Genomic DNA, 20,939 nt, shown 5'->3' with positions numbered 1-20,939 from the left:
CTTTACTTTATGTTCTTTACAGTACTTAAAGATTAATTTGAAACCAATTATTCATTTGTAATGATTATTGTAATCGCTTTACAAATTATACTTTTCTTATTATAAGCTTCACTATATTGATTAGTCTAACAATACTTACCCATGGGGCTGCCGCACCTTTATTAAAGAAGGAAAGGATCAAAACAAGGAGTCGTCTTTTTGACATTACTAAAAGGAAAGATATCTATGTGGTTAATCTTTCTATGGAGCTTTATATAAAGACTTCGAATTATGAATGCATTTTTTTCATCTGTTCCTTCTGCTTTTGACGGATCGCCAAAGCCCCAGTAAACTCGTTTCACATGTAGAAAAGTTACAGATCAATGCTCCACTGCGTGTCCGCATAGTGTCACAACTAAAGCAGATTATTAAGAATTTCAGGATTGATTACATCAGATGTTTCGTTTGAGATATTGATTCCTACTTCTTTCATTGTTTTTACGGCATTAGGATTTAAAGTCTGAGCTTCAATGCCAGCACTTTTTATCTCCCACTATTTCCCTTGATACTTTTTAGCCTAGTCTTCTGCCATACCCTATTCAAATCAAAAAGCTTGATGTAGTTAAAAGAGTTCTTGTTCGACTAACCTATCTGTTAGCTAACAAGAAAAAAGACTACCAAAGCGTTTAGCCCTAGCTATTACCAATTAATTTTCCGGATTATATGTACATTATAACTACTTAATATAATTCACCTATAAAAACATTATAGAATGTTTCCTCCAATATTCGGAACACTAACATTGTATTTACGTAAAAAAGGAGGGTAATCAGAAATGGATATTCAAAAATTAGCCGATCATGAGTCATTGGATCTACATGAAGTTATTAATTTTAAAACCCTTTGCTTAGCGAAATCAAAACTAATGCAAGGACTTGTATTTGATGATGATTTGAGAGCATTAATGAAAAAAGATGTTGAACAATCGATACAAGCGCTGGGAGAATTACAGGCAGTTTATCAACGTGCACCTTTTGAAGCCCCTGTTCCTCAAAACCGGCCAACACCAATAATCAATTGAAAAGGAGGTAAATTCAGTGAATCATGACTATTTAGATCCTATAAACTCGCTACACGTACCAGAGCTCGCAGATACCACATTTGCGATGGACTTTCTTCTTCGTGCCAAGGAAGGTGTTCGCAATATCGCAGTCGCATTAACGGAGTCCGCATCACCTGATGTTAGAACCCTCTTACGAGAACAGTTAATGCAAGGGATTGCCATGCACCAAGAAATTACAGAACTAATGATTAGTAAAAAATGGTTCCATCCATACGAATTAAGTGAACAATATCAACTAGACCAACTCTCTGCCAACAATACATTGATGATTGGCAAAATGAATTTATTTCCTGTTGAGACCAATAGAAAAGGTCTGTTTGACCGAACACCTGATGAACACTAACACTGGAGGATATCTATCATGAAGGCAGTAACGTATCAAGGTATTAAAAATGTTGTAGTCAAAGAAGTTCCAGATCCAAAGATTGAAAAACGAGATGACATGATTATTAAAGTAACCAGTACAGCTATATGTGGGTCTGATTTACATTTAATTCATGGCATGATTCCTAACCTGCAAGAAAACTATGTGATTGGCCATGAACCAATGGGAATCGTCGAAGAAGTTGGTCCAGATGTGACGAAGGTAAAAAAGGGAGATCGTGTTATTATTCCTTTTAATATAGCATGCGGTGAATGCCTTTACTGTAAAAACCATTTGGAAAGCCAATGTGATAATTCTAATGATAATGGTGATATGGGTGCCTATTTCGGATATTCTGGTACGACGGGTGGCTATCCAGGTGGGCAAGCTGAATATTTAAGAGTACCGTTTGCTAACTTTACTCATTTCAAAATTCCAGAGACTTGTGAAGAACCAGATGAAAAGTTAGCAGTTATTGCCGATGCAATGACTACTGGTTATTGGAGTGTTGACAATGCAGGCGTAAAGGGTGGAGATACAGTTATTGTTCTTGGCTGTGGTCCGGTTGGCCTTTTTGCTCAAAAATTCTGTTGGCTAAAAGGAGCAAAGCGTGTCATTGCCGTAGATTATGTAGACTATCGTTTGCAACACGCCAAACGTACCAACAAAGTTGAAATTGTAAATTTCGCACATTTTGAAAATGCAGGAATGCATTTGAAAGAAATGACGAAGGGCGGCGCTGATGTTGTCATTGATGCCGTTGGTATGGACGGTAAAATGACTGATATGGAGTTCCTTGCGAGTGGAATGAAACTGCAGGGCGGAGCATTTGGTGCGTTTATCATGGCTTCACAAGCAGTACGTAAAGGCGGGACAATCCAAGTTACAGGCGTTTACGGTGGCAAATATAATGGATTCCCAATGGGAGATATTATGAACCGAAATGTCAATATTCGCTCTGGACAAGCACCTGTGATCCACTATATGCCATATATGTTTGAATTAGTTTCGACCGGAAAAATTGATCCAGGAGATGTCGTGAGTCATGTACTTCCACTTAGTGAAGCAAAGCGTGGCTATGAGATTTTTGACACTAAAATGGATAATTGTATAAAAGTCTTGTTAAAACCTTGAGGAAGGAGGTAGAAAAAATGAATTACGCTTTACATGAAGTTCTTGAGGTCCATGAAATGGCTGCATTTAAGACCAATTGCTTGACTAAGTCCAAAACGATGAGAGGATTAGTTACAGATCAGCAATTAAAAGATATTATGCAGCAAGACATAGATGTATCTACGAGACAATTACAAGAATATACTTCTATCCTTTCCAACGCTAAGCAGTAAAAGAGGAGATGAATGAACATGAATCCAATTATTGAAAATTTAACTGGCATGAATGCCCTATCGGATCAAGTGGTTGCAATGGATTTATTGATTGCAGCTAAAAGTGGAGTTAGAAATTGCGCCATGGCAGTTACGGAGGCCGGAACGCCTGAAATTAAAGAAATGCTCACTCGCCATTTAGTGGAAGCTCTTGATATGCATGAACAAATATCTGCATATATGGTAGAAAAAGGATGGTACCATGCTTGGGATACAAATGAACAAATCACTTTAGATTTAAATAATATCGATACGGCATTGAACTTGCCCACTCTATAAAAATAAAATAGGAGCAGTTCAACATTACCAACCTAAACTGCTCCTAACAATCCATGTATAGCTTAAAAAAGGTCTGAAGGGACTTGTAATGTTTACAGGGTATGAAGAATAAAAACAATATAAAAGGCAAACCTGAGAAAAATAAACTTAGGAGACTATAAATGGGAACAATTAAACCAATTAAGATAGGCTTAAAAAAATCAAATCCTGATAGAAAATTGACGGCTCCAGAAATGGGAAAACTCTGGGCAACCTATATGGGTAATAGCATGTGTAATTGTATTTTAAATTATTTTCTACAACATGTTGAAGATCAAGACATAAAAAAGCTAGTAGAACATGCAAAAAGACTAACTGAAGAATTTCAAAGTAGCGTCAAAGAGATATTTATCAAAGAAAATATACCTATTCCACATGGCTTTACAGAGGAAGACGTTAATCTAGGTGCCCCAAGATTATTTGAAGATGAATTTTATGTATATTATTTAAAGTATGCAGGAAAAGCAGGACTTAGCATTTATAGTATCGCTATACCTTTAATGTATAGAGAAGATGTACGCAATTTCTTAACTTACTGTATGAACTCTACCATGGAATTAATGGAAGAAATTAAAACCATTTTAATGGATAAAAGCCTTATTATTGCCCCACCCATTATTCCAGCTCCAGAACAAGTAAAAATTGCCAGTACTGATTATTTGAGTGGTTTTGTTGGAGATGTTCGTCCTCTACACGCGTTAGAAATTGCTCATTTATACGATAATATTGAAAATAACGTAACAAGCAAAACTTTAATCATGGCTTTTAGTCAAGTTGCCAAAAGCCAAAAAGTTAGAGACATATTTGTAAAAGGAAAAGACCTTACGCATAAAGCAGTTGAACATTACATAGAAAAACTTCATCGTGAGAACTTACCTGCTCCAGAATTTATTGACCATTTAGTCACAACTTCAACTTTCGCACCTTTTTCGGATAAACTAATGCTGTTTCATAAGGTCGATATGTTTTCCATGAAAATAAGAGCATTTGGGAATTCACTAGCTGTAAATGGAAGACATGATTTAGCGTTACTTTATGGGAGATCTTTAATGAATATAGCAAATTTTGTTAAGGATGCATCAAATATTATGATGGAAAATGGATGGATGGAAATTCCACCAGAGGCTGTAGATAGAGAAAATTTAGCTTCAAAATAGTATTAGTGAAAAACTAACAAAAACCCCTTATAGAAGTTTTTTTTGCATGTGATTTCCGATAATACGTTTTATGTTAACTAAAGGTTTTATCGTATTCATCTTAAAAAACAGAAAAACCTATCTCTTCCCAGTCAAAAGAGGTAGGTTTTTTCTGCTACAGAATTTAGTTGTATGAGTCGATGCTCGGAAACATCTCGAGTAGTTTGCTCGACTAACCATTTATTATTCAATTACAATTTTTAAATAAAAAAGAAACAGAACTAAAAAATTACCTGTTTCTTGAAAAATTCCAATCCATTTAATTAGTTACCCTTATTTATTCAATTGAAACATGAAACATGAATTTTTTTAAAAATACATTTTATTGACTAAAAGTGTGTAACCCTAAGGCTTAAAAATAGAAAAAGCTACTGCTCCTTTACAGTAGCTTTCCTAGTCGTTGAAATATAGATGTTATGTTGATAATGCTCTATTGCATCTTGAGTAGTTTGCTCGAGATAGAAAGAATTCATGTAAGAAAAAACAAAAAATTAATGCTTTCTTATATTTACTATTTTAGCAACCTGGTCTAAATGTTTTTCTGATTCATCTAACCGTTTTTGAGTATTTATTAAAGATCTTTGAACATATGAAGATGTAATAGTTGAATTTTTAATACTTTTGGCTTCTGTACATACCAGGTGACCTATCCCATCTTTCCATTGGATCGTACATTTAAAATTCCCAAATAAGTTGTTACGTATCTTTAAAATCAGATGTTTTGTTATAGGATAAGAATTAGCACTCTGTGAGAGCATTAATATGGCTTTATCTCGACCTTCTTGATGAATGATCGTCCATATATTAGATGTAGCAGGAAAATATGAATGAGTCGTGTTTGAAGAATTTAAAATGGTACCTTCTTGATTGATTTGAAAATACGGAACAGGAATCCATTTAGTTATCATAGTATCCATGTTCTTTCTCCTTTGACTTAATCATTTTTATTTTTAAGATGTATATCATATATATCTTTAAAATAGACATACACACCAATGTTGTCAACTCTAAACAGCTGCTTCACAACATCTTTTTTTACTAGGGTTCTAAAAACATGTTTTATGCTAATTGAGTTTGTACATCTCATAAAAGAAGAAGGCCTTCTGGATTTAAGATTATATATAAAGCTTCTGAAGCACTATCTATATCGTCATACGGTGACATATTTCCATCAATAAGTGTAGTCAATTGAAAACTTTGAGTTCCTTTAGAATAAACGAGTTCAATTAATCCAGGTATAACATGGGTAATGATGCTATCTTCATATTGAATAAGAGTACTAAGCATTTTTTTAATTTCAGTTATGCTCATAAATAGATGTACCCCTTCCTATTATGAGGAAACTTCAGGTACAAAGAGACCAAATAATTTATTTGTTCTTCCCCCCACCCTAACATACTAATAGGAAAAAGAATATCCTTATGTCAAAACTATTCTTTCCCTTCCTATATAGAGACTACATTATATTAACCAAGCACATTAGCAAAAGGGTTTTTCCTTTTTAAAGGAGAATAGTCTCTTTTAAAGTCATAAAGGGGTTGATTTGTTGTCTAAACAAATGGAAGATGTACAAGTAATAAGGCTTTTAGATTCTCAAATTCACTTATGTGATGAGATTAGAAAGTTGTTAATAAAAAAAGAAACAAGCCTTTTCACTCTTATTTTCAAATATGAGATTGATGCTAGTGAAATATGAACGAAATAAAAGATATAAAGTATTTATGTTCTCTTTATAAGGTATACTTCTAAAGAGAGGAGCAGTGATTAATATGTATTATAATAAAAGAAATGAAGAACCTCCGATTCAAGAGGAAACAGAAATTTGGGAATGTACAGTAGAAGAGTGTAAAGGCTGGATGAGGAAAGACTTCTCTTACGATAGTCATCAGAAATGTCCTTTGTGTAAAAGTCAGATGGAAGCTAAAAAACGGCTTATTGATAAAATCCCCCGTAATCCGCATAGAAGATAATATAAACCTATGCTTTCTTAAAGATTAAACACTATCTATCCATAAAAAAGTCTTGGTTCATCTTTGCTTTCTATCTCTATTGTATGTTATAACTAGTTAACCTTGTATCAATCGTCTTGACTAAACCCCAAGCTTTTAAAAAGCCTGGGGTTTTTAGTTAACTAATAGTAGGCAAATCACGGTTTTGTGATTATAAAACCATAAAAAAAGACTCCTTTAAAGGAGTCTTTTTTGTGGTCGCTTTTAATTATGCTTTGTGAACGTTAGCAGCTTGTGCTCCACGTTGACCTTGCTCAATATCAAAAGTAACTTTTTGACCTTCTTCTAATGATTTGAAACCTTCACCTTGAATAGCACTGAAATGAACGAATACATCGTCTCCGCCTTCAACTTCGATGAAACCGAAACCTTTGTCTGCATTAAACCATTTTACTGTACCTTGTGTCATAATGTTGCCTCCTGCTGTGGAATACTCCACAAATGTATTACTAATCTTGCCCAAACATACTATTTCAAGATAAAAACTTCTCATTAGGGTTTTTTCTTTTCTCAATATACCGAACAAAAATAAGTTATCTGTAGTGTAACACATAGTAGGATTGATAGCAAATAAGGAAAATAGCCCCTTCAACAAGTTCTAACTATTCATCTTTCCCCTACCAAGACTTATGATAGGCATATGTAGCATAGCTTATGAATGCTCGAGCACATTGAATAAAATGAATATGTATATATCTCCATTTATTATAGCTATTCATGATAATTCACTATTTAATCTTTCTTATAAATAAAGAGTATATGTAATCCAAAAAATACCTGTTAGCTTTACTGAATTATAAATAGGCTATTAGGATATTCTATTTAGGGAAGAAGGAAAACAAGTGATTGATTACAACTAATCATTACAAAGCTTCTTACATTTGGGATGAGGTGTCTACAGCAGGCATATTTCAGAAAACCTTATTGTAAATCGATGTATGTTTGATTCATAAGGGGATGGTAGTCATGAACGTAGTAAGAATATATATAATGGGTAGACAATAATGTTCATTTATCACTATACAAATGAGGTGTTTGTCCCAGACCATGAACGATTTCGTTCACATTGTATATTTTTTTAGCTCAATGCTTAAATGAGGTGTTTGTTAAAGAGAATATACTTTTTCAAGTTACTGTTTCATTAGGCAATGTAATTACGTAAATGAGGTATTCCTTAAAGATCATATGCTGCATTAAAAGCTTCTTTTTCCTTCTTCACATGACGGGATGCATAATCGTTTGCATCTCGTTTTTGTTATACATAATATCTAAGATATACTTGTTTATTTGTATGTAAGGCTTCAATTATGGATGGTGTATGAAGGAATAAAACACCCTACGTATAGTAAGCTAATCATCATTAAATACTTATTTTACCTTACCTATTATAAGTAATGCCAATACATAATAAAGACAGGATTTATTTAGTTTGTTGATTCTCTAGGGGAACTATTTGTCTTCATTGATGATGTATTTGAGTTAAAGAACAAAATGAGGTTAAGCGATTTAATCGATGTTCGCTTTGTATAGTGATCCAAAACAAAAAATAGCCAACGTAGCAAAAAGCCACTTGTATAAAACAAGTGGCCTTTTGCTACGTTAGATATAAGACTTTTATTTTTCTATACAAAGATTGCTCTGAGCTTGTTTAGTCTGTTTTCGTTTAGATAGAACGTTGTCGGCAACAATTACTACGACAGAAACGGCAAGAGCAAAAGCCCCAATCCAAGGAATATAATTCAACAAGCCATTTTTGACAGCAATACCACCGATACCAGCTCCAGCTGCCATTCCCAGTTGTCCAGCAGCACTGTGTAAACTAAGCACAATACTTGCTGCAGCAGGAGCAAGGCTTATAAGCTGAAATTGTATTGGCGCGCCGGAAGACCAAGCTGAAAGCGCCCAGAAAATAAGCAATACATAGAAAAGAAAAGCAAATTGACCGATAAACGGGAATAGCAATAGTGCAATAGCATGGAGTAATATTCCTCCAGTTAATGTACGAAATGCCCCCCACTTATCTGTACTAAAACCTCCTAATTTGGATCCAATAGCGCTAGCAATACCAAATATAAAGAGAGCTGTAGTTACCCCTTGATTGCTCATTCCGAATGTATTTAAGAAATACGGTGAAATGTACGTAAATACAATGGAATATGAACCTAACCATAGAAACGTGATGAGCAAGTATGCTGAGATACGTGGTTTCATAAGAAATTTAAACTGCTCATGCAAAGGTACAGGTTCTTCAGCAACTGTTTTTGGTATAGTAAACGACGTTAAGGCGGTGAAAAGTAATCCTACTAAACCAAGCCCAATGAATATTACATTCCAATCATAATGCGAAGCCACAACTCTTCCTATAGGTACACCTACAACCAAAGCAGTACTTTGCCCCGTAACAACTGTAGCAATCGCACCTCCCTGCTTTCCTGGAGCTGCTAAAACTGCAGCAAGGGTTAGAAGCGTAACTTGAATAACCCCGGCACTAAGGGCAGAGATGATTCTAGCTGCCATTAGCATTTCATAACCTGTTATAATCGCAATAAGAATATTGATGACAGAGAAAACGGTTAAAGCATAGACAAGAAGTTTTTTTCGTTCCAGTCGAGCAGTCATAGCAATTAGAAAAGGTGTCCCTGCTCCAAAAGCTATTGAGAACACAGTAATTAGCTGTCCTGCAGATGAAACTGAAAGTCGTACTCTAAGACAAAAATAAAGTGCAAAAGCCCTTCCATTAATAAAATCAAAGACAGCCATATGTATCTTCCTGGCCACGTCTGATTTAATCGTTTTGACTGCTGATATTTCAGTTCTAAACCAACACCAAACATAATAGCTAAGAGACCAAGTAATTTCCCGTTAATTAAGGATAGAAAAAGGATTCTTAAAAAATTATCTCCTGATAACCACCATTTGTTATGGGTAAAAGTAAATATATAATTTACATCTCCCAGATAGGCAAACAGCCAAATGTTCGTTCCTAACGTTCCCAGAATCGCTAGTCCTCTTAATATATCTAAAGAGCGAATTCGTTTTTTATTCTCCACTTCTCATGCCTCCATCCTTTACTTTTATTTTAGTTACTCCCCTTCTTGATATGTCATAGTTCAACTATATTAGATTACGTCGCGTCACCTTCAACCCTTATTTTTAAATGAATGAATTATTTTTAGTGCGATAAAAAGAGCGTGGATACGTTTTGAGAAGTGCAAAGACTGCCCTCTTCGGAAACAGGTTTAGCTAAAACCCAAAAGATATACTGACGTACGCAGAGTACTAATTACAAAAAAAGAAACCCTAGTATTGTTAAGGTTTCTTTTTTTCTACCATTCCACTCTAAGCGACAATTGAAGATAAATTAAAATACTTTTACTGCGATATAGCATTTTCCAACGTTTTGTAATTCATAAAGTAAATAACGCCGTTGAATATACACTTTGTAAAAGCTGATACCTAGATTTTTTTCTCAGCCTTATTTATTTCTCTTTCAATAAGAGCCACTGAAAGCTCGAATGCTTGTATCCGTCTTTTAGCGAGGGTAATTTGAGATTTATATCTACTTGCATTTTCTTTAGCTTCAAACGTTTTTACCGTCTGTCGGAGTTTATGTAAAGTTGAATCAATTTGACGTTTTGCTTCAACTAATTCAGGTACATCAAATTTCATTTAAGTCTCTCCTTTATATAATTCTTATCGGTAAGATGCCTTCCCTTAAAAAGATGATTTATCAGTAGGGCTACTGTTGTCTATATTTTTTGTGATGTACATGAGTAGCCCTCCAAAAATACTTATTATATTAAATACAGTGAATACAAACTTACCACTTAAAACTTCTCCTAACAATATACCTGATAAACTAGTTTTTGTTTATCTATAGAAATTGAAAGGTTCCTTTAAAAGAATCCGGTTTTTTTGAGGTGTTGAGAGGTAACATTAATTTTTATTGAAATGCTCAGCTGTTTCAAAATAGCCTCTGCGTAGGGGTCACACTAAATAATCCATTCAAAATTCTTCAACGTAATAAAATTTGTCATACAAATTTTGATTTTCATCTTCACAACAAAAATAGTTTGTGATATACTTCACATGTAAGGATGTTCATATGAACTAACAAACTCTTGAATGTAAAGTAGAAAAAGCTATTTCACTCCGATGCCAATACGATTGAAATGGCTTTTTTTATGCTCTTATTTTGAGAACCCCCACCATTTTTGTTGATGTGGTCTTCTATGAAGTTTATTAATCTTGTTAAAAAATCAGCTACATAAAACCTTTAATTGTTAAATTAAAGATTAATTTCTATATATTATGCTATACTCTTAAACATGTATTACGTTGTAAAGGAGTTTTAAATTGAAACAAAAAGAGATTTTTTCGTGGATCAAATCCATCATTATTGCTTGTATCCTGGCTTTTGTGGTGAGAGAGTACATCTTTACCCCTATAGTAGTAGACGGTGAATCAATGATGCCGACTTTAAAAGACAGTGAACACATTATTCTTAATGAAGTAGGTAAAAATAACCCCGATAATATAAAAAGATTTGATATTATCGTTTTTCATGCTACAAAGGAAAAAGACTATATTAAAAGGGTAATTGGTTTACCGGGTGATCATATAGAGTATCGTAATGACACGCTGTATATAAACGGTAAAAAATATGAAGAGCCTTATTTAGACCAATATAAAAAAGAAATAGTAACAGGCCCATTAACTGAGAACTTTAAACTTGAGGATTATACAGGCAGTAAAACCGTTCCAGAGGGTCAATTATTTGTTATGGGAGATAATAGAATGTACAGCTTAGATAGCAGATCACCTAAAGTAGGAACAATCTCCGTAGACAAAATCGTAGGAAAAGCAAAATTAGCTTATTGGCCTTTAAAAGAATTTCAATGGATTAAGTAAAGTCTTCAAAAGCTCCCTTATCAAAGGGAGCTTTTTCTATTTCTTTACCAGTCTGTCACATAAAATGAAGCATTGTTGCTTTAAGTCCCACACTAACTGCAGCCCCTGTTTAAATTCATTTTTCCTTATATTTTCTGCGAAAGTGAGAAATCGCTGCTGCTTCTACACCAGCAATTAAAACTGAAAAAATAGTAGATAGCGTATCATTGGCAACAAACGTCGTCACCAAAAATGTAGAAAGAAAAATAGCTACAAAACCTATTCCTAAATATGAAAGATTAATAATTGATCACTCCAGCTATAGCATTTATGTCTCATTCTCTTTTCATTTTAATACATATAAAGCGTAATCCTCTTCATTGGAAAACCCAAGTTTATTGGCTAGTGCTTTCGAAGCTTTATTGTTATTATCGCAATCCCAAGCAGGCATAACGTTCTTTTCTAAACATTTATTTATAAACGCCTGGCCCACTATCTTTCCTAATCCTTGTCCTCTATAGTTAGGGTTAGTCACAATATCAATTTCAGCTATTGTTCCACTATGAAAGATAGACACACATTCAGCGATAATCTTTTCTTTATGGATAAGACAAACTCCTAATCCGTTTTTCAGAAAATCACTCTCTGATCCCCAGTACTCCACTATATAGGATTCATTGAAATTCTCACTTTTTCTTAAAGAATCAGCGTTAAAGTCTTCTAACTCATAAGGATGGGAGAGGCTGTACGTAGAATGAACTTTTGAAGGAAGAAACCTATACTTAGAACGCGTCATTTTCTTTACATACGTTTTGAAAGTTTTGTCAAAAACAGTTTCCCAGTCAGTGGATGGAGTAAAAACCGTAAACCGTTTCTCCTTACCATACACGTTCTCAACAAAATAACGATAGAGAAAGTTATTAAATACCACGTCATTGCCTTGTCCAAATACATAATAGTCACCTGCACCTATTCTAATAAACCCTGAGGATGGCCTCATCATATCGTTTACGTACACGGCTCCTTGAATAACATGATTAACAACAGAAAAAGCAAATGTAGGAGTCTTAAATGACTCTTTTAACATGTTATTTATCTTGTAATAATCTTTTGGTTCTAAACAATACATTTTATTTCCCCCCTTAATAAATATCACTGTCTTCATTATATAAGTGCATGCACAAATTTAGTTATCATAATGTGCTTTATCGGTACAAAAACAGCCCAGGAATAATTAAAATAAAGGTTAATTACTCTTTTTCAAGAGGGCTAAATCAAAAAAATTCTATATATAAGTTTGTTATAATAAAGATTGTTAAAACAAGGAGGAGTATATAAGTGCACATAAGAAAACTTGAAAGACAGTCATTTTATGCTGGATGTCAATTCGTAGATATAGAAAATCAAACAAATGAACACGCCTTGCCTCTCCTTATTATGTATCCTACATACCAAGAAGAACAAGTTGAAAAGATGGGACCTTACACGATAAGCGCTGCGCAAGATGCTCCGCTTTCAAATGGATCATTTCCTTTAGTCATTCTTTCTCATGGAGATGGTAGCACGCCTCTTGCTTATCGAACCATTGCTCAGTTTTTAGCACGTAATGGGTTTATTGTAGGGATACCGCAACATCCGTTTAATAATCGAGAGGATAATACGCTGTCTGGAACAATAGATAATCTAAAAAATCGACCTACTCATATACGTACTGTAATCGATTGGTTTTTAAAAGAAAGTGCTTTTTCTTCATCCATTCATTCAAATAATATTTCTCTTATTGGCCATTCAATGGGAGGATATACAGCTCTTGCTGTAGCAGGTGGAATCCCTACTTCTTTTCCTTCTGAATCTCCTGATCAAAAGCCTTATTGTTTATCTGTTACTCAGGATAAACGTGTTCAATCACTTATTCTTTTAGCGCCAGCTACCGGATGGTTTAGAGAAAGAGGCGCTCTTGAAGACGTGAATATACCTATTTTAATGATTACGGGCGAAAAGGATACCATTACTCCTTCTTTTCACGGAGAATTTGTGTTAAATGGTGTTTCTGATGCAGAAAAAGTTCAGCATATCGTTGTAGAAAATGGAGGGCATTTTTCATTTCTCAGCCCGTTTCCCGACTTTATGAAATCTCCTACCTTCCTTCCTGCTCAGGATCCGGAAGGCTTTAATCGCAAGGAGTTTCATGAGGACCTGCAAAACACTATATTGGACTTTTTATTACGTTCTTTTTAGCTATCATTATTCTATATATTGTTGAGACTTCTAAAGGTACTAGAAGCATTACTTGCGTCAGTAAAGCTTTCTATCCTCGTCAAAACAAAAAAGAAGTGACCCTTTGGTCACTTCTTTTTTCCGTTCATCATTTGCCGATCCGTTTTTACTTACCAAATAACTACTATATTCAGTCTCGTAAAAATGATAGCAGTGCTTCATTAAATTCGTGTGCATGCGTTGCATTTAAGCCATGTGGACCGCCTTTTATTAAGGCTAACTTGGAACTAGGAATGGCTTCATGCGTTCGCTTTCCGCTATATTCAAATGGAACAATCTCGTCTGCATCACCGTGAATAATAAGAGTCGGTATTGTAAACTTGGCTAGATCGTCTCTGAAATCCGTTTTACTGAAAGCAGCTATGCAGTCTAGCGTCCCTTTAGGCGATGCGGCTGCGGCAATATCCCGGTTGTAAAGTCGAAATGGTTCGCTGACTAAGTCATTTCCGTCTTCAACCCCAAAAAATGTTTTTGTAAAATCATCAAGAAAGGCTAAACGATCATTTTTTATGCCGTTTTCAAATTCTTGGATTCCTGCATCATCTAATGCTCCTTCAGGATGATCCTCTGACTTATAAAGAAATGGTGGTACGGCTCCTGCAAATACAGCTTTTTCTACTCTATCTGTTCCGTACGTTCCTACATAACGAGCTACTTCTCCGCCGCCCATTGAAAACCCGACTAGTGTCACATTTGTTAGATCCAAATGTTCTAGCAGCTGATGTAAATCAGCGGCAAATGTATCATAATCGTAGCCGTCCCATGGCTGAGAAGACTTTCCGAATCCTCGGCGGTCATACGTTATGACTCTGTGTCCAGCCTCAACAAGAGCCGGAACCTGATATTCCCAAGATCGTCCGCTTAGTGGCCAGCCATGAATTAAGACAACGGGCTTCCCTGTGCCGTGATCTTCATAGTATAGTTCAATAGGTGCTTCATTTTCTGTTCCTACATTAATTTTTGCCATTTTGCTACCTCCATTATATAGTCGTTCTTTATTTGGTTAAGTGGTCGTAAATCTAGCGTAGATAATAAAAAAGATGGCTAACTCTCCTATGATGAGGGTGCTCGGGACGACTAAAAGTAAGTTAATAATAAAAAACACAGCTAAAATCCCTAAAAACAAGCCTAAATGATACACTTTCAAACGATGTTCTTCGAATCTATACTGATGAAAAACAAGAGTGGTTGCCATGAAGTAAAGCAGCACGGATCCAAATACAAAATATAAGCTGAATGTGTACTGAACTTCATGTAAAAACATGAGCTTAATCGATGCTGCAATCATGCTTAGAGACATGAGAATAAGTAAGTGTCCGTAAATAATCGTTTGTCCGGCTCTTTGAATGGACTTGTTTACTTTCTTTTCGACGTTCTCAAAGTACTGCCACCACATGGCAATAATCAGGACAAATGAAATAACCGAAAATAAAATGGTATTCCAGTCCCCTTTTTGTGGCTGTATCACAGCAAGAATGCTGACAACGGATTCTCCAAACAGGATTAATGTTAATAAAGCAAAGCGCTCTAATAAATGAGCAGTGTTGGTCGGTAATTTTGCCAGTCGCTTATGTCCTAAAATAGGTAAAATCATATCCACTGCAATTCCTGTATACAACACAGCGTAGCGAATCCATGAATCAAAAAGAAGCGAAAGAAGCGAGATAAAAATCCCAATTCCAAAGCATGTACCTAAAAACACAGCAACTTTTTTTCTCTCACTCTGTTCAAATGTTTGAACAATAAGGTATTGAATCGAAGTTAACGCTCTTAGACCAATATAGCCAATCAGAAAAGAAACGTAATATTGATCAAAATCTACAGACAGGCTTGAGATCATGATAAGGACAAACAGCATTTGAAGAATCATAAAGATGCGCTGATGCAAAAAATCTTGTCCAAATCGATTGATAAACATCGTTTGTCCGGTCCACGCCCACCATATAGGAATAAAAATTAGTACAAACTTTAACAAATACTCTCCATGAATATACCCTTGTTCAACGTGAAGCAAAACATGCGTAGCAGTAGCAACGGCTGCCACAAATAACAAATCATAAAAAAGCTCCAGCCACGTAACTTTTTTTTCTTCCACTACTCCGCATCCTTTCCTACCATTTATCAGGCTGTCGTGAATGTGCTTTATTTTATATACAAGAGACGCCTACTTTATGAAAGGTAGCGTAGTAAAAGATAGGTGAGCCAACGGTTCATTAGCCGGCTCACCTATCTAACAATTACTTTTATGTTGTTACATTTTCTCCGTCACATAAATGATCCATAGATGCCATTCTGCTTTCGTGTCTTATATGTAAAGAGAACGACCGATGCCAAACTTAAGCTCCGCTACGTCAGACACTCTGCTTGCTGAAATCGCGCTGAGCTCCTCTATAGCTGCCCATCAAGTTTTGATAACCAGGAAGATAACTAGAAATTAAATTACCAAAACCTTCAACGTCGTTGCGCCAGTCACGCTGAAGCTCGCACGCTACGCTAAACCAGTTCATGAGCTGCGCGCCCCCGTGGGCCATACGCGTTAATGCTGCATCTGCTACTTGCTTATTAAACGTCCCTGAAGCATCTGTCACAACAAACACTTCGTAGCCTGCTTTAATGGCAGAAAGCGCAGGAAAAGCAACGCAGACGTCTGTAACTACACCCGCGATAATCAGCTGTTTTTTGCCAGTTGCTTTAATGGCTTTAACAAAGTCTTCATTGTCCCATGCGTTAATTTGTCCAGGACGAGCTATTTTTGGCGCCTCAGGAAACAAATCAACGAGTTCTTGCATAAGCGGGCCGTTGGGTCCATTTTCAAAGCTAGTTGTTAAAATAACCGGTAAATCAAAGAATTTAGCCGTATCACCAAGAGCTAAGACGTTGTTTTTAAATTCATCAACACCATAGTCACGTACAAGGCCGGAAATAAGGCCCGTTTGGTGGTCAACTAAAAGCACGGCAGCATCATCTTTTGAAAGGCGAGAGTAAAGATCAGACATTTTATAATCCTCCTTAAATTAAGGCAAGTAAGGATACATGAACCTTTTCCATTCCTTACAAGCGGTCTATAATTTAAACGGTTTTTTTGGTTTCATTTATGATCTGTTAGGTAAAATATGCATAGAAAGAAAAGCTATTTCTGAGATGAAGGTTCGTGAGGTGTGTTCTCTTTCTTAATCTAGAACAGGAACAGGCGCTTGATCAATCCAATGAATGAACTGCTGCAAGTAGCGCTGTAGATAACGTTTTGTTGATTCATCGGTTAGTACTTTTTGTTGCGAGTCAACTTTTTCATGAACTTGCGAAATCAGCATTTTTTGAAATGGTAAAACGTTGACTTGCATAGCTTCCAGTACTTCTCTCGTTTGCATTTGAGCAAAAGCAGTACCAAATCCTCCAGGAGTTGCTCCAATGAGACCAACTGGTTTTCTGTTTAAAACAGAAGAAGTCCGAGGTCTTGATGCCCAGTCCAAGGCATTTTTTAATACCCCTGGAATTCCTGAATTGTACTCTGGACTAACTATAATAACGCCGTCAACATCTTGAATCGCAGCTCTAAAAGATGCGACAGATTCTGGTGATCCGTCAGCTTCTAGGTCTTCATTAAAAAAAGGCAGGCTGCTTATTTCAATCCAGCGATATTGAGCTGAGTCATCTAATGTAGTCAATGACTCAGCGATCATTCGGTTGTACGAATTCTTTCGTAAACTTCCACATATAAGACCAATGGTTTTTGTCATCTATTCACCTCCTTACTTGGAATTAATTTCATATTACCACGGTGTTTCAAATATAGATATTAGTTTTATATATAGATAAATTAATTCCTTCTTTATACCTAATTTAGGGTTGAACTAACTTTTTACTATTACTAAAAGAATTCTTTTAGTAAAGTTCAGTCTAATTCTCTCACTTCAAAAGGAATCAAAGCTCTTTCAATTTGATCTCGATGGGTTTCGTACTGTTCAGGCAGCATGAGCTTTTCTCCCATTGTTTCAAGTGACTCATCATGTGCAAAACCTGGAGGGTCTGTTGCAATTTCAAATAGAATTTCTCCATGCTCCTTAAAATAAATCGCATTAAAGTAATTTCGATCTCGAACAGCCGTCACTCCGTATCCGCTGTCGGCTACGTATTTCTGCCATTCCAACTGATCTTCATCATCTTTTGCTCGCCATGCAATATGGTGAACCGTTCCAACGCCCATTTGCCCGCGCCCAATGGTTGTTAATTTTAAATCGATCACATTTCCAATGTCAGCAGATGATTGAAAACGTATAAAATCTCCTTCTTGCCCTACTTTTTTTAGCCCCATTACATTTTCTAATAACTGAGCTGTTTCATGAGGCTTAACAGATAATAACGTAGCGCCTCCGAATCCTTTAATAGCCACTTCAGGTTTAATTTCACCAGCTTGCCACGTGTTCTTTTCTCCTTCTTCTCTTTCCACAATCTCTAGATGCAAACCATGAGGATCGTCAAACTCTAAATACTGTTCTCCGAATCGCTCCATCTTTGTAGCTGGAACCCCAAACTTAGCTAATCGCTGTTCCCAAAAGCTCATCGCACCTTTTGGAACCACATAGGAAGTTACGCCAACTTGCCCGTCGCCAATCTTTCCTTGTCGTGCATTTGCCCATGGAAAGAATGTGATAATTGTTCCAGGTTTTCCGCCTTCATTCCCAAAGTAAAGGTGATACGTTCCTGGATCATCAAAGTTTACCGTTTGTTTGACCAAACGTAATCCTAACACACCCGCATAAAAATCAACATTTTCCTGAGGGTGACCTACAATCGCTGTGATATGGTGAATACCCGCTGTTTTTTTACTCATTACTACCATCTCCTTCGATATATTTTTCGTCATACGTTTCGTTATCCCTCTTAAAATTACAGCTATTTATCGTAAATATCTTGAATTCGAGATATTAATCAAAAAATAAAAGCATCTTTCTTATTCCAACCGATTTTCTCTTTTAGAAAATAAAAGTATCTAGTGCATAATAACCTGGTCCTGCAATTGCTACACCGATTGCTACAACTAAAAGCGTAAGATTATATTCATAGCCATTTTGTGTTGCCCAGTATCCATTCGGACCGTGTACTTTCACAATTGCCATGACCATTGTTCCGGCAATCAAAAGCGCTCCAAGCGGTGTGAGAAGTCCTGCAGCAAATAAAACTCCGCCTACCAGCTCTGATAATCCAGCCATTAACGCCATTCTAACACCTGGCCTCATTCCAATGGATTCAAACCATCCTCCCGTTCCTTTTAAGCCATGGCCGCCAAACCATCCAAACAACTTCTGAGTTCCATGTGCCATAAAAGACAATCCAATGACTAAACGTATTAACAATAAACCAATGCTCACCATTTTTTATTCCTCCTATTTTTTCATCACTTCAAAATCTCGAATTAAAATATCTTGAATTAAGGATAATTATAAAATCATATGGTTCCACTGTCAACATAATTTTTTATATTTTTTTGTAGCTAGTTGAAACACTTAGCGACGTATTAAAAACATATTCATGATTTTATATAGATATGAGCATAGAAACGGAAAATATAAAAGCTAAATTGTACTATTTATTGAATAAAAAAAAAGAAGTCACCCCTGGTAACTTCTTTTCCTCTTCTACTATGCATGTATAGTTCAACAACCGGATGGTGAAGTTATCACCTTATTTATAAAAAGGATATCTGTGTCACTTGAACTAGTATCATTTTGCTTTTAATTTATCAATTAATTTAAGCGTATCATTATATAGACTTAATTGATATCTGTGGGACTCTAATTCAGGTGGGATACTGATTTGTAAAGGTATCGAAGAAAGATCGAGTAAATCAAAAGATGATTTCTTTATAGAGTAATTTTCCACGTTTTTATTAGCTTGTTCTGTTATGTATTCTCCTAATACCTGTAGTTGAACAGCCCATTTTTGTCCATCAACTGTGCGTAGAGAATTCGTTTCGGACCAGTCATTAAATGTAGGCAGTACACCCGAAATATAGGTGTACCCATGCTTCAGTTGAAAAAGGAAGTGTTCGTTTTGTTTTAACTGCTGCTTTTTATTTCTACCAAATGGGTTCAACCTTAAACTCTTTTCTGCTTTCCTTAATTCCTTTTCGACCTGATGAAGTTCCTGAAGCAAGTTGGTTGTATCATCTATTATAAGTAAACATAAAAGCAATATCACTTATTCATACAAAAATGCATCCTACAAATGTAGCGGGATGCATTTCACTTAGTTTTCTATATCGTTATTATTTTTTTCTGCTGAGAAGTTCTTTCACATACTCAAATAATTAGAAAATATTCAGCAGTCTCTATTGGTCCAATTCCTTCAAGTACATAACTTGAAAATACCTCTAAATTTTAATACTAGGCAACTAACATAAAAAAAGTTGATTTAGCTGAATACTTCTGATGACTCTAAAATAGCCATAACGCTTTGTACGGATTCGATTGAACGTTTTAACCCTTCATTTTCCTTTTCCGTTAAAGGAAGTTCAATGATATGTTCAATTCCGTCTCCCCCTAGGATTGTTGGTACACCTAGGTAAAGATTATTACAGCCATATTCACCTTCTAGATAAGCTACGGAAGGGAGAATTCGCTTCTTATCCTTTAGAATCGCTTCTGCCATTTGAACCATAGAAGCAGCAGGAGCGTAATAGGCACTTCCATTTCCAAGCAGGTTAACGATTTCTCCTCCACCTTTGCGCGTTCGCTCTACAATAGCTTCTATACGTTCAGGTGAAATAATTTTATCAAGTGGAATTCCTCCAGCATACGAATAACGAACTAATGGCACCATATCATCTCCGTGGCCGCCCAAAACAAATCCTGATACATCTTCAACAGAGATATTTAATTCTTGAGCCACAAATGTATTAAAGCGGGCTGTATCTAATACACCAGATTGGCCTATTACTCTATTCTTAGGGAACCCCGTAGTTTTATAACAAACGTATGTCATTGCATCAACTGGATTACTCAATACAATAATATAACTGTTTGGTGCATGCCTTTTTACATTTTCCGATACTTCTTTCATAATTTTTGCGTTTGTGGAGACTAGGTCATCACGGCTCATTCCCGGTTTTCTTGGAAGCCCTGCAGTAATTAATACTAAATCTGCATCCTGAATGTCTTCATAGCTAGATGTTCCCTTGATATTAGCATCAAACCCTTGAACTGGGCTTGCCTCTAACATATCAAGTGCTTTTCCTTTAGTCGGGTTAGTCTGGGAAGGAATATCAACTAATACTACGTCTCCAAGTTCTTTTTGCGCCATCATTAATGCTGCTGTGGATCCTGTAAACCCCGCTCCAATTACAGCTATTTTTTTACGCTTAAATGCCATGATTTATCCCCCATTCCTCGTCGTTTATAT

General features: G+C 35.8%; 24 protein-coding genes and 2 pseudogenes. 10 read left to right on the top strand and 16 right to left on the bottom strand.

Annotation, left to right across the window (positions count from 1 at the left end; all coding sequences use genetic code 11):
• Nucleotides 1–161 precede the first annotated feature (161 nt).
• Nucleotides 162–532: pseudogene (locus tag SB717_RS19250) on the bottom strand (low molecular weight phosphatase family protein); the annotation flags it as partial.
• 282 nt (nt 533–814) lie between these two features.
• On the opposite strand from SB717_RS19250, the gene SB717_RS19245 reads away from it, so the two are divergent.
• From SB717_RS19245 to SB717_RS19220, 6 genes are all read left to right on the top strand, one after another.
• Complete coding sequence (locus SB717_RS19245) at nt 815–1,060, top strand: hypothetical protein (protein ID WP_034649925.1); 246 nt, start codon at nt 815–817, stop codon at nt 1,058–1,060.
• 16 nt (nt 1,061–1,076) lie between these two features.
• Complete coding sequence (locus SB717_RS19240) at nt 1,077–1,445, top strand: spore coat protein (protein WP_016766279.1); 369 nt, start codon at nt 1,077–1,079, stop codon at nt 1,443–1,445.
• A gap of 18 nt (nt 1,446–1,463) precedes the next feature.
• Nucleotides 1,464–2,600 carry a zinc-dependent alcohol dehydrogenase gene (locus tag SB717_RS19235; RefSeq protein WP_048019373.1) on the top strand — a complete coding sequence of 379 codons (1,137 nt, stop codon included), beginning with the start codon at nt 1,464–1,466 and terminating at the stop codon, nt 2,598–2,600.
• 17 nt (nt 2,601–2,617) lie between these two features.
• Nucleotides 2,618–2,812 carry a hypothetical protein gene (locus tag SB717_RS19230; RefSeq protein ID WP_013084323.1) on the top strand — a complete coding sequence of 65 codons (195 nt, stop codon included), beginning with the start codon at nt 2,618–2,620 and terminating at the stop codon, nt 2,810–2,812.
• A gap of 18 nt (nt 2,813–2,830) precedes the next feature.
• A complete protein-coding gene (locus SB717_RS19225) occupies nt 2,831–3,130 on the top strand; it encodes a spore coat protein (protein ID WP_074679447.1) in 300 nt (99 codons plus the stop codon).
• A 161-nt stretch (nt 3,131–3,291) separates the two neighbouring features.
• A complete protein-coding gene (locus SB717_RS19220; RefSeq protein ID WP_410904475.1) occupies nt 3,292–4,326 on the top strand; it encodes a DUF3231 family protein in 1,035 nt (344 codons plus the stop codon).
• Between the two features lie 530 nt (nt 4,327–4,856).
• Here SB717_RS19220 and SB717_RS19215 read toward each other — a convergent pair.
• Both SB717_RS19215 and SB717_RS19210 read right to left on the bottom strand, forming a co-directional pair.
• A complete protein-coding gene (locus tag SB717_RS19215) occupies nt 4,857–5,282 on the bottom strand; it encodes a hypothetical protein (protein WP_410904474.1) in 426 nt (141 codons plus the stop codon).
• A gap of 166 nt (nt 5,283–5,448) precedes the next feature.
• On the bottom strand, nt 5,449–5,676 hold the full coding sequence (locus SB717_RS19210; RefSeq protein ID WP_144644198.1) for a hypothetical protein: 228 nt from the start codon (nt 5,674–5,676) through the stop codon (nt 5,449–5,451).
• 235 nt (nt 5,677–5,911) lie between these two features.
• Here SB717_RS19210 and SB717_RS19205 point away from each other — a divergent pair, with 235 nt between their 5' ends.
• Both SB717_RS19205 and SB717_RS19200 read left to right on the top strand, forming a co-directional pair.
• Nucleotides 5,912–6,061: a hypothetical protein gene (locus SB717_RS19205; RefSeq protein WP_410904472.1), complete on the top strand. Its 150-nt coding sequence runs from the start codon at nt 5,912–5,914 to the stop codon at nt 6,059–6,061.
• A gap of 73 nt (nt 6,062–6,134) precedes the next feature.
• Nucleotides 6,135–6,335: a cold-inducible protein YdjO-related protein gene (locus tag SB717_RS19200; RefSeq protein WP_074676541.1), complete on the top strand. Its 201-nt coding sequence runs from the start codon at nt 6,135–6,137 to the stop codon at nt 6,333–6,335.
• Between the two features lie 247 nt (nt 6,336–6,582).
• On the opposite strand, the gene SB717_RS19195 is transcribed toward SB717_RS19200, so the two are convergent.
• The 4 genes and pseudogenes from SB717_RS19195 to SB717_RS19180 all read right to left on the bottom strand — a co-directional run bounded on the left by SB717_RS19195 (nt 6,583) and on the right by SB717_RS19180 (nt 10,043).
• A complete protein-coding gene (locus SB717_RS19195; RefSeq protein WP_045295226.1) occupies nt 6,583–6,783 on the bottom strand; it encodes a cold-shock protein in 201 nt (66 codons plus the stop codon).
• A 1,205-nt stretch (nt 6,784–7,988) separates the two neighbouring features.
• Nucleotides 7,989–9,038: an MFS transporter gene (locus SB717_RS19190; protein WP_410904471.1), complete on the bottom strand. Its 1,050-nt coding sequence runs from the start codon at nt 9,036–9,038 to the stop codon at nt 7,989–7,991.
• Nucleotides 9,039–9,070: 32 nt separating this feature from the next.
• Nucleotides 9,071–9,424 (bottom strand): annotated as a pseudogene (locus tag SB717_RS19185) (DUF418 domain-containing protein); the annotation flags it as partial.
• Between the two features lie 406 nt (nt 9,425–9,830).
• Nucleotides 9,831–10,043, bottom strand: coding sequence for a hypothetical protein (locus tag SB717_RS19180; protein ID WP_074676552.1), 213 nt, complete (start codon nt 10,041–10,043; stop codon nt 9,831–9,833).
• 687 nt (nt 10,044–10,730) lie between these two features.
• Here SB717_RS19180 and lepB point away from each other — a divergent pair.
• The gene (gene lepB / locus SB717_RS19175) at nt 10,731–11,285 is read left to right on the top strand and encodes a signal peptidase I (protein ID WP_098621315.1); all 555 of its coding nucleotides are present in this window, start codon (nt 10,731–10,733) and stop codon (nt 11,283–11,285) included.
• A 325-nt stretch (nt 11,286–11,610) separates the two neighbouring features.
• Here lepB and SB717_RS19170 read toward each other — a convergent pair whose 3' ends face one another.
• Nucleotides 11,611–12,393 carry a GNAT family N-acetyltransferase gene (locus tag SB717_RS19170; protein WP_074676556.1) on the bottom strand — a complete coding sequence of 261 codons (783 nt, stop codon included), beginning with the start codon at nt 12,391–12,393 and terminating at the stop codon, nt 11,611–11,613.
• A 209-nt stretch (nt 12,394–12,602) separates the two neighbouring features.
• Here SB717_RS19170 and SB717_RS19165 point away from each other — a divergent pair, with 209 nt between their 5' ends.
• Nucleotides 12,603–13,502, top strand: a complete 900-nt coding sequence (locus SB717_RS19165; RefSeq protein WP_410904470.1) for an alpha/beta hydrolase family protein — start codon at nt 12,603–12,605, stop codon at nt 13,500–13,502.
• A gap of 169 nt (nt 13,503–13,671) precedes the next feature.
• Here SB717_RS19165 and SB717_RS19160 read toward each other — a convergent pair whose 3' ends face one another.
• The 8 genes from SB717_RS19160 to mdh form a co-directional block, all read right to left on the bottom strand.
• Nucleotides 13,672–14,508: an alpha/beta fold hydrolase gene (locus tag SB717_RS19160; RefSeq protein ID WP_410904469.1), complete on the bottom strand. Its 837-nt coding sequence runs from the start codon at nt 14,506–14,508 to the stop codon at nt 13,672–13,674.
• A 36-nt stretch (nt 14,509–14,544) separates the two neighbouring features.
• The gene (locus tag SB717_RS19155) at nt 14,545–15,636 is read right to left on the bottom strand and encodes a low temperature requirement protein A (RefSeq protein WP_074676562.1); all 1,092 of its coding nucleotides are present in this window, start codon (nt 15,634–15,636) and stop codon (nt 14,545–14,547) included.
• Between the two features lie 256 nt (nt 15,637–15,892).
• Nucleotides 15,893–16,537: an isochorismate family cysteine hydrolase YcaC gene (gene ycaC / locus SB717_RS19150; RefSeq protein WP_410904468.1), complete on the bottom strand. Its 645-nt coding sequence runs from the start codon at nt 16,535–16,537 to the stop codon at nt 15,893–15,895.
• A 174-nt stretch (nt 16,538–16,711) separates the two neighbouring features.
• Nucleotides 16,712–17,278, bottom strand: a complete 567-nt coding sequence (locus SB717_RS19145) for an NADPH-dependent FMN reductase (RefSeq protein ID WP_013058357.1) — start codon at nt 17,276–17,278, stop codon at nt 16,712–16,714.
• 155 nt (nt 17,279–17,433) lie between these two features.
• A complete protein-coding gene (locus SB717_RS19140) occupies nt 17,434–18,372 on the bottom strand; it encodes a ring-cleaving dioxygenase (RefSeq protein WP_074676566.1) in 939 nt (312 codons plus the stop codon).
• A 142-nt stretch (nt 18,373–18,514) separates the two neighbouring features.
• A complete protein-coding gene (locus SB717_RS19135) occupies nt 18,515–18,913 on the bottom strand; it encodes a DoxX family protein (RefSeq protein WP_074676568.1) in 399 nt (132 codons plus the stop codon).
• 349 nt (nt 18,914–19,262) lie between these two features.
• Nucleotides 19,263–19,634, bottom strand: coding sequence for a hypothetical protein (locus SB717_RS19130; protein ID WP_141541090.1), 372 nt, complete (start codon nt 19,632–19,634; stop codon nt 19,263–19,265).
• A 318-nt stretch (nt 19,635–19,952) separates the two neighbouring features.
• Nucleotides 19,953–20,909 (bottom strand): malate dehydrogenase, encoded by a 957-nt coding sequence (gene mdh, locus SB717_RS19125; protein WP_410904467.1) that lies wholly within the window; start codon nt 20,907–20,909, stop codon nt 19,953–19,955.
• Nucleotides 20,910–20,939 lie beyond the last annotated feature (30 nt).

This window comes from Priestia sp. SIMBA_032 (genome assembly GCF_046535215.1).
Lineage (GTDB): Bacteria > Bacillota > Bacilli > Bacillales > Bacillaceae_H > Priestia > Priestia aryabhattai.
This window is presented reverse-complemented; position numbering and strand designations above follow the sequence as displayed.

Excerpts from the sequence above, each read along its gene's own strand:
- SB717_RS19245 (WP_034649925.1), top strand. The coding sequence starts at position 815 with ATGGATATTCAAAAATTAGCCGATCATGAGTCATTGGATCTACATGAA.
- SB717_RS19235 (WP_048019373.1), top strand. The coding sequence starts at position 1,464 with ATGAAGGCAGTAACGTATCAAGGTATTAAAAATGTTGTAGTCAAAGAA.
- SB717_RS19230 (WP_013084323.1), top strand. The coding sequence starts at position 2,618 with ATGAATTACGCTTTACATGAAGTTCTTGAGGTCCATGAAATGGCTGCA.
- SB717_RS19225 (WP_074679447.1), top strand. The coding sequence starts at position 2,831 with ATGAATCCAATTATTGAAAATTTAACTGGCATGAATGCCCTATCGGAT.
- SB717_RS19220 (WP_410904475.1), top strand. The coding sequence starts at position 3,292 with ATGGGAACAATTAAACCAATTAAGATAGGCTTAAAAAAATCAAATCCT.
- SB717_RS19215 (WP_410904474.1), bottom strand. The coding sequence starts at position 5,282 with ATGGATACTATGATAACTAAATGGATTCCTGTTCCGTATTTTCAAATC.
- SB717_RS19210 (WP_144644198.1), bottom strand. The coding sequence starts at position 5,676 with ATGAGCATAACTGAAATTAAAAAAATGCTTAGTACTCTTATTCAATAT.
- SB717_RS19200 (WP_074676541.1), top strand. The coding sequence starts at position 6,135 with ATGTATTATAATAAAAGAAATGAAGAACCTCCGATTCAAGAGGAAACA.
- SB717_RS19195 (WP_045295226.1), bottom strand. The coding sequence starts at position 6,783 with ATGACACAAGGTACAGTAAAATGGTTTAATGCAGACAAAGGTTTCGGT.
- SB717_RS19180 (WP_074676552.1), bottom strand. The coding sequence starts at position 10,043 with ATGAAATTTGATGTACCTGAATTAGTTGAAGCAAAACGTCAAATTGAT.
- SB717_RS19170 (WP_074676556.1), bottom strand. The coding sequence starts at position 12,393 with ATGTATTGTTTAGAACCAAAAGATTATTACAAGATAAATAACATGTTA.
- SB717_RS19160 (WP_410904469.1), bottom strand. The coding sequence starts at position 14,508 with ATGGCAAAAATTAATGTAGGAACAGAAAATGAAGCACCTATTGAACTA.
- ycaC (WP_410904468.1), bottom strand. The coding sequence starts at position 16,537 with ATGTCTGATCTTTACTCTCGCCTTTCAAAAGATGATGCTGCCGTGCTT.
- SB717_RS19145 (WP_013058357.1), bottom strand. The coding sequence starts at position 17,278 with ATGACAAAAACCATTGGTCTTATATGTGGAAGTTTACGAAAGAATTCG.
- SB717_RS19140 (WP_074676566.1), bottom strand. The coding sequence starts at position 18,372 with ATGAGTAAAAAAACAGCGGGTATTCACCATATCACAGCGATTGTAGGT.
- SB717_RS19135 (WP_074676568.1), bottom strand. The coding sequence starts at position 18,913 with ATGGTGAGCATTGGTTTATTGTTAATACGTTTAGTCATTGGATTGTCT.
- mdh (WP_410904467.1), bottom strand. The coding sequence starts at position 20,909 with ATGGCATTTAAGCGTAAAAAAATAGCTGTAATTGGAGCGGGGTTTACA.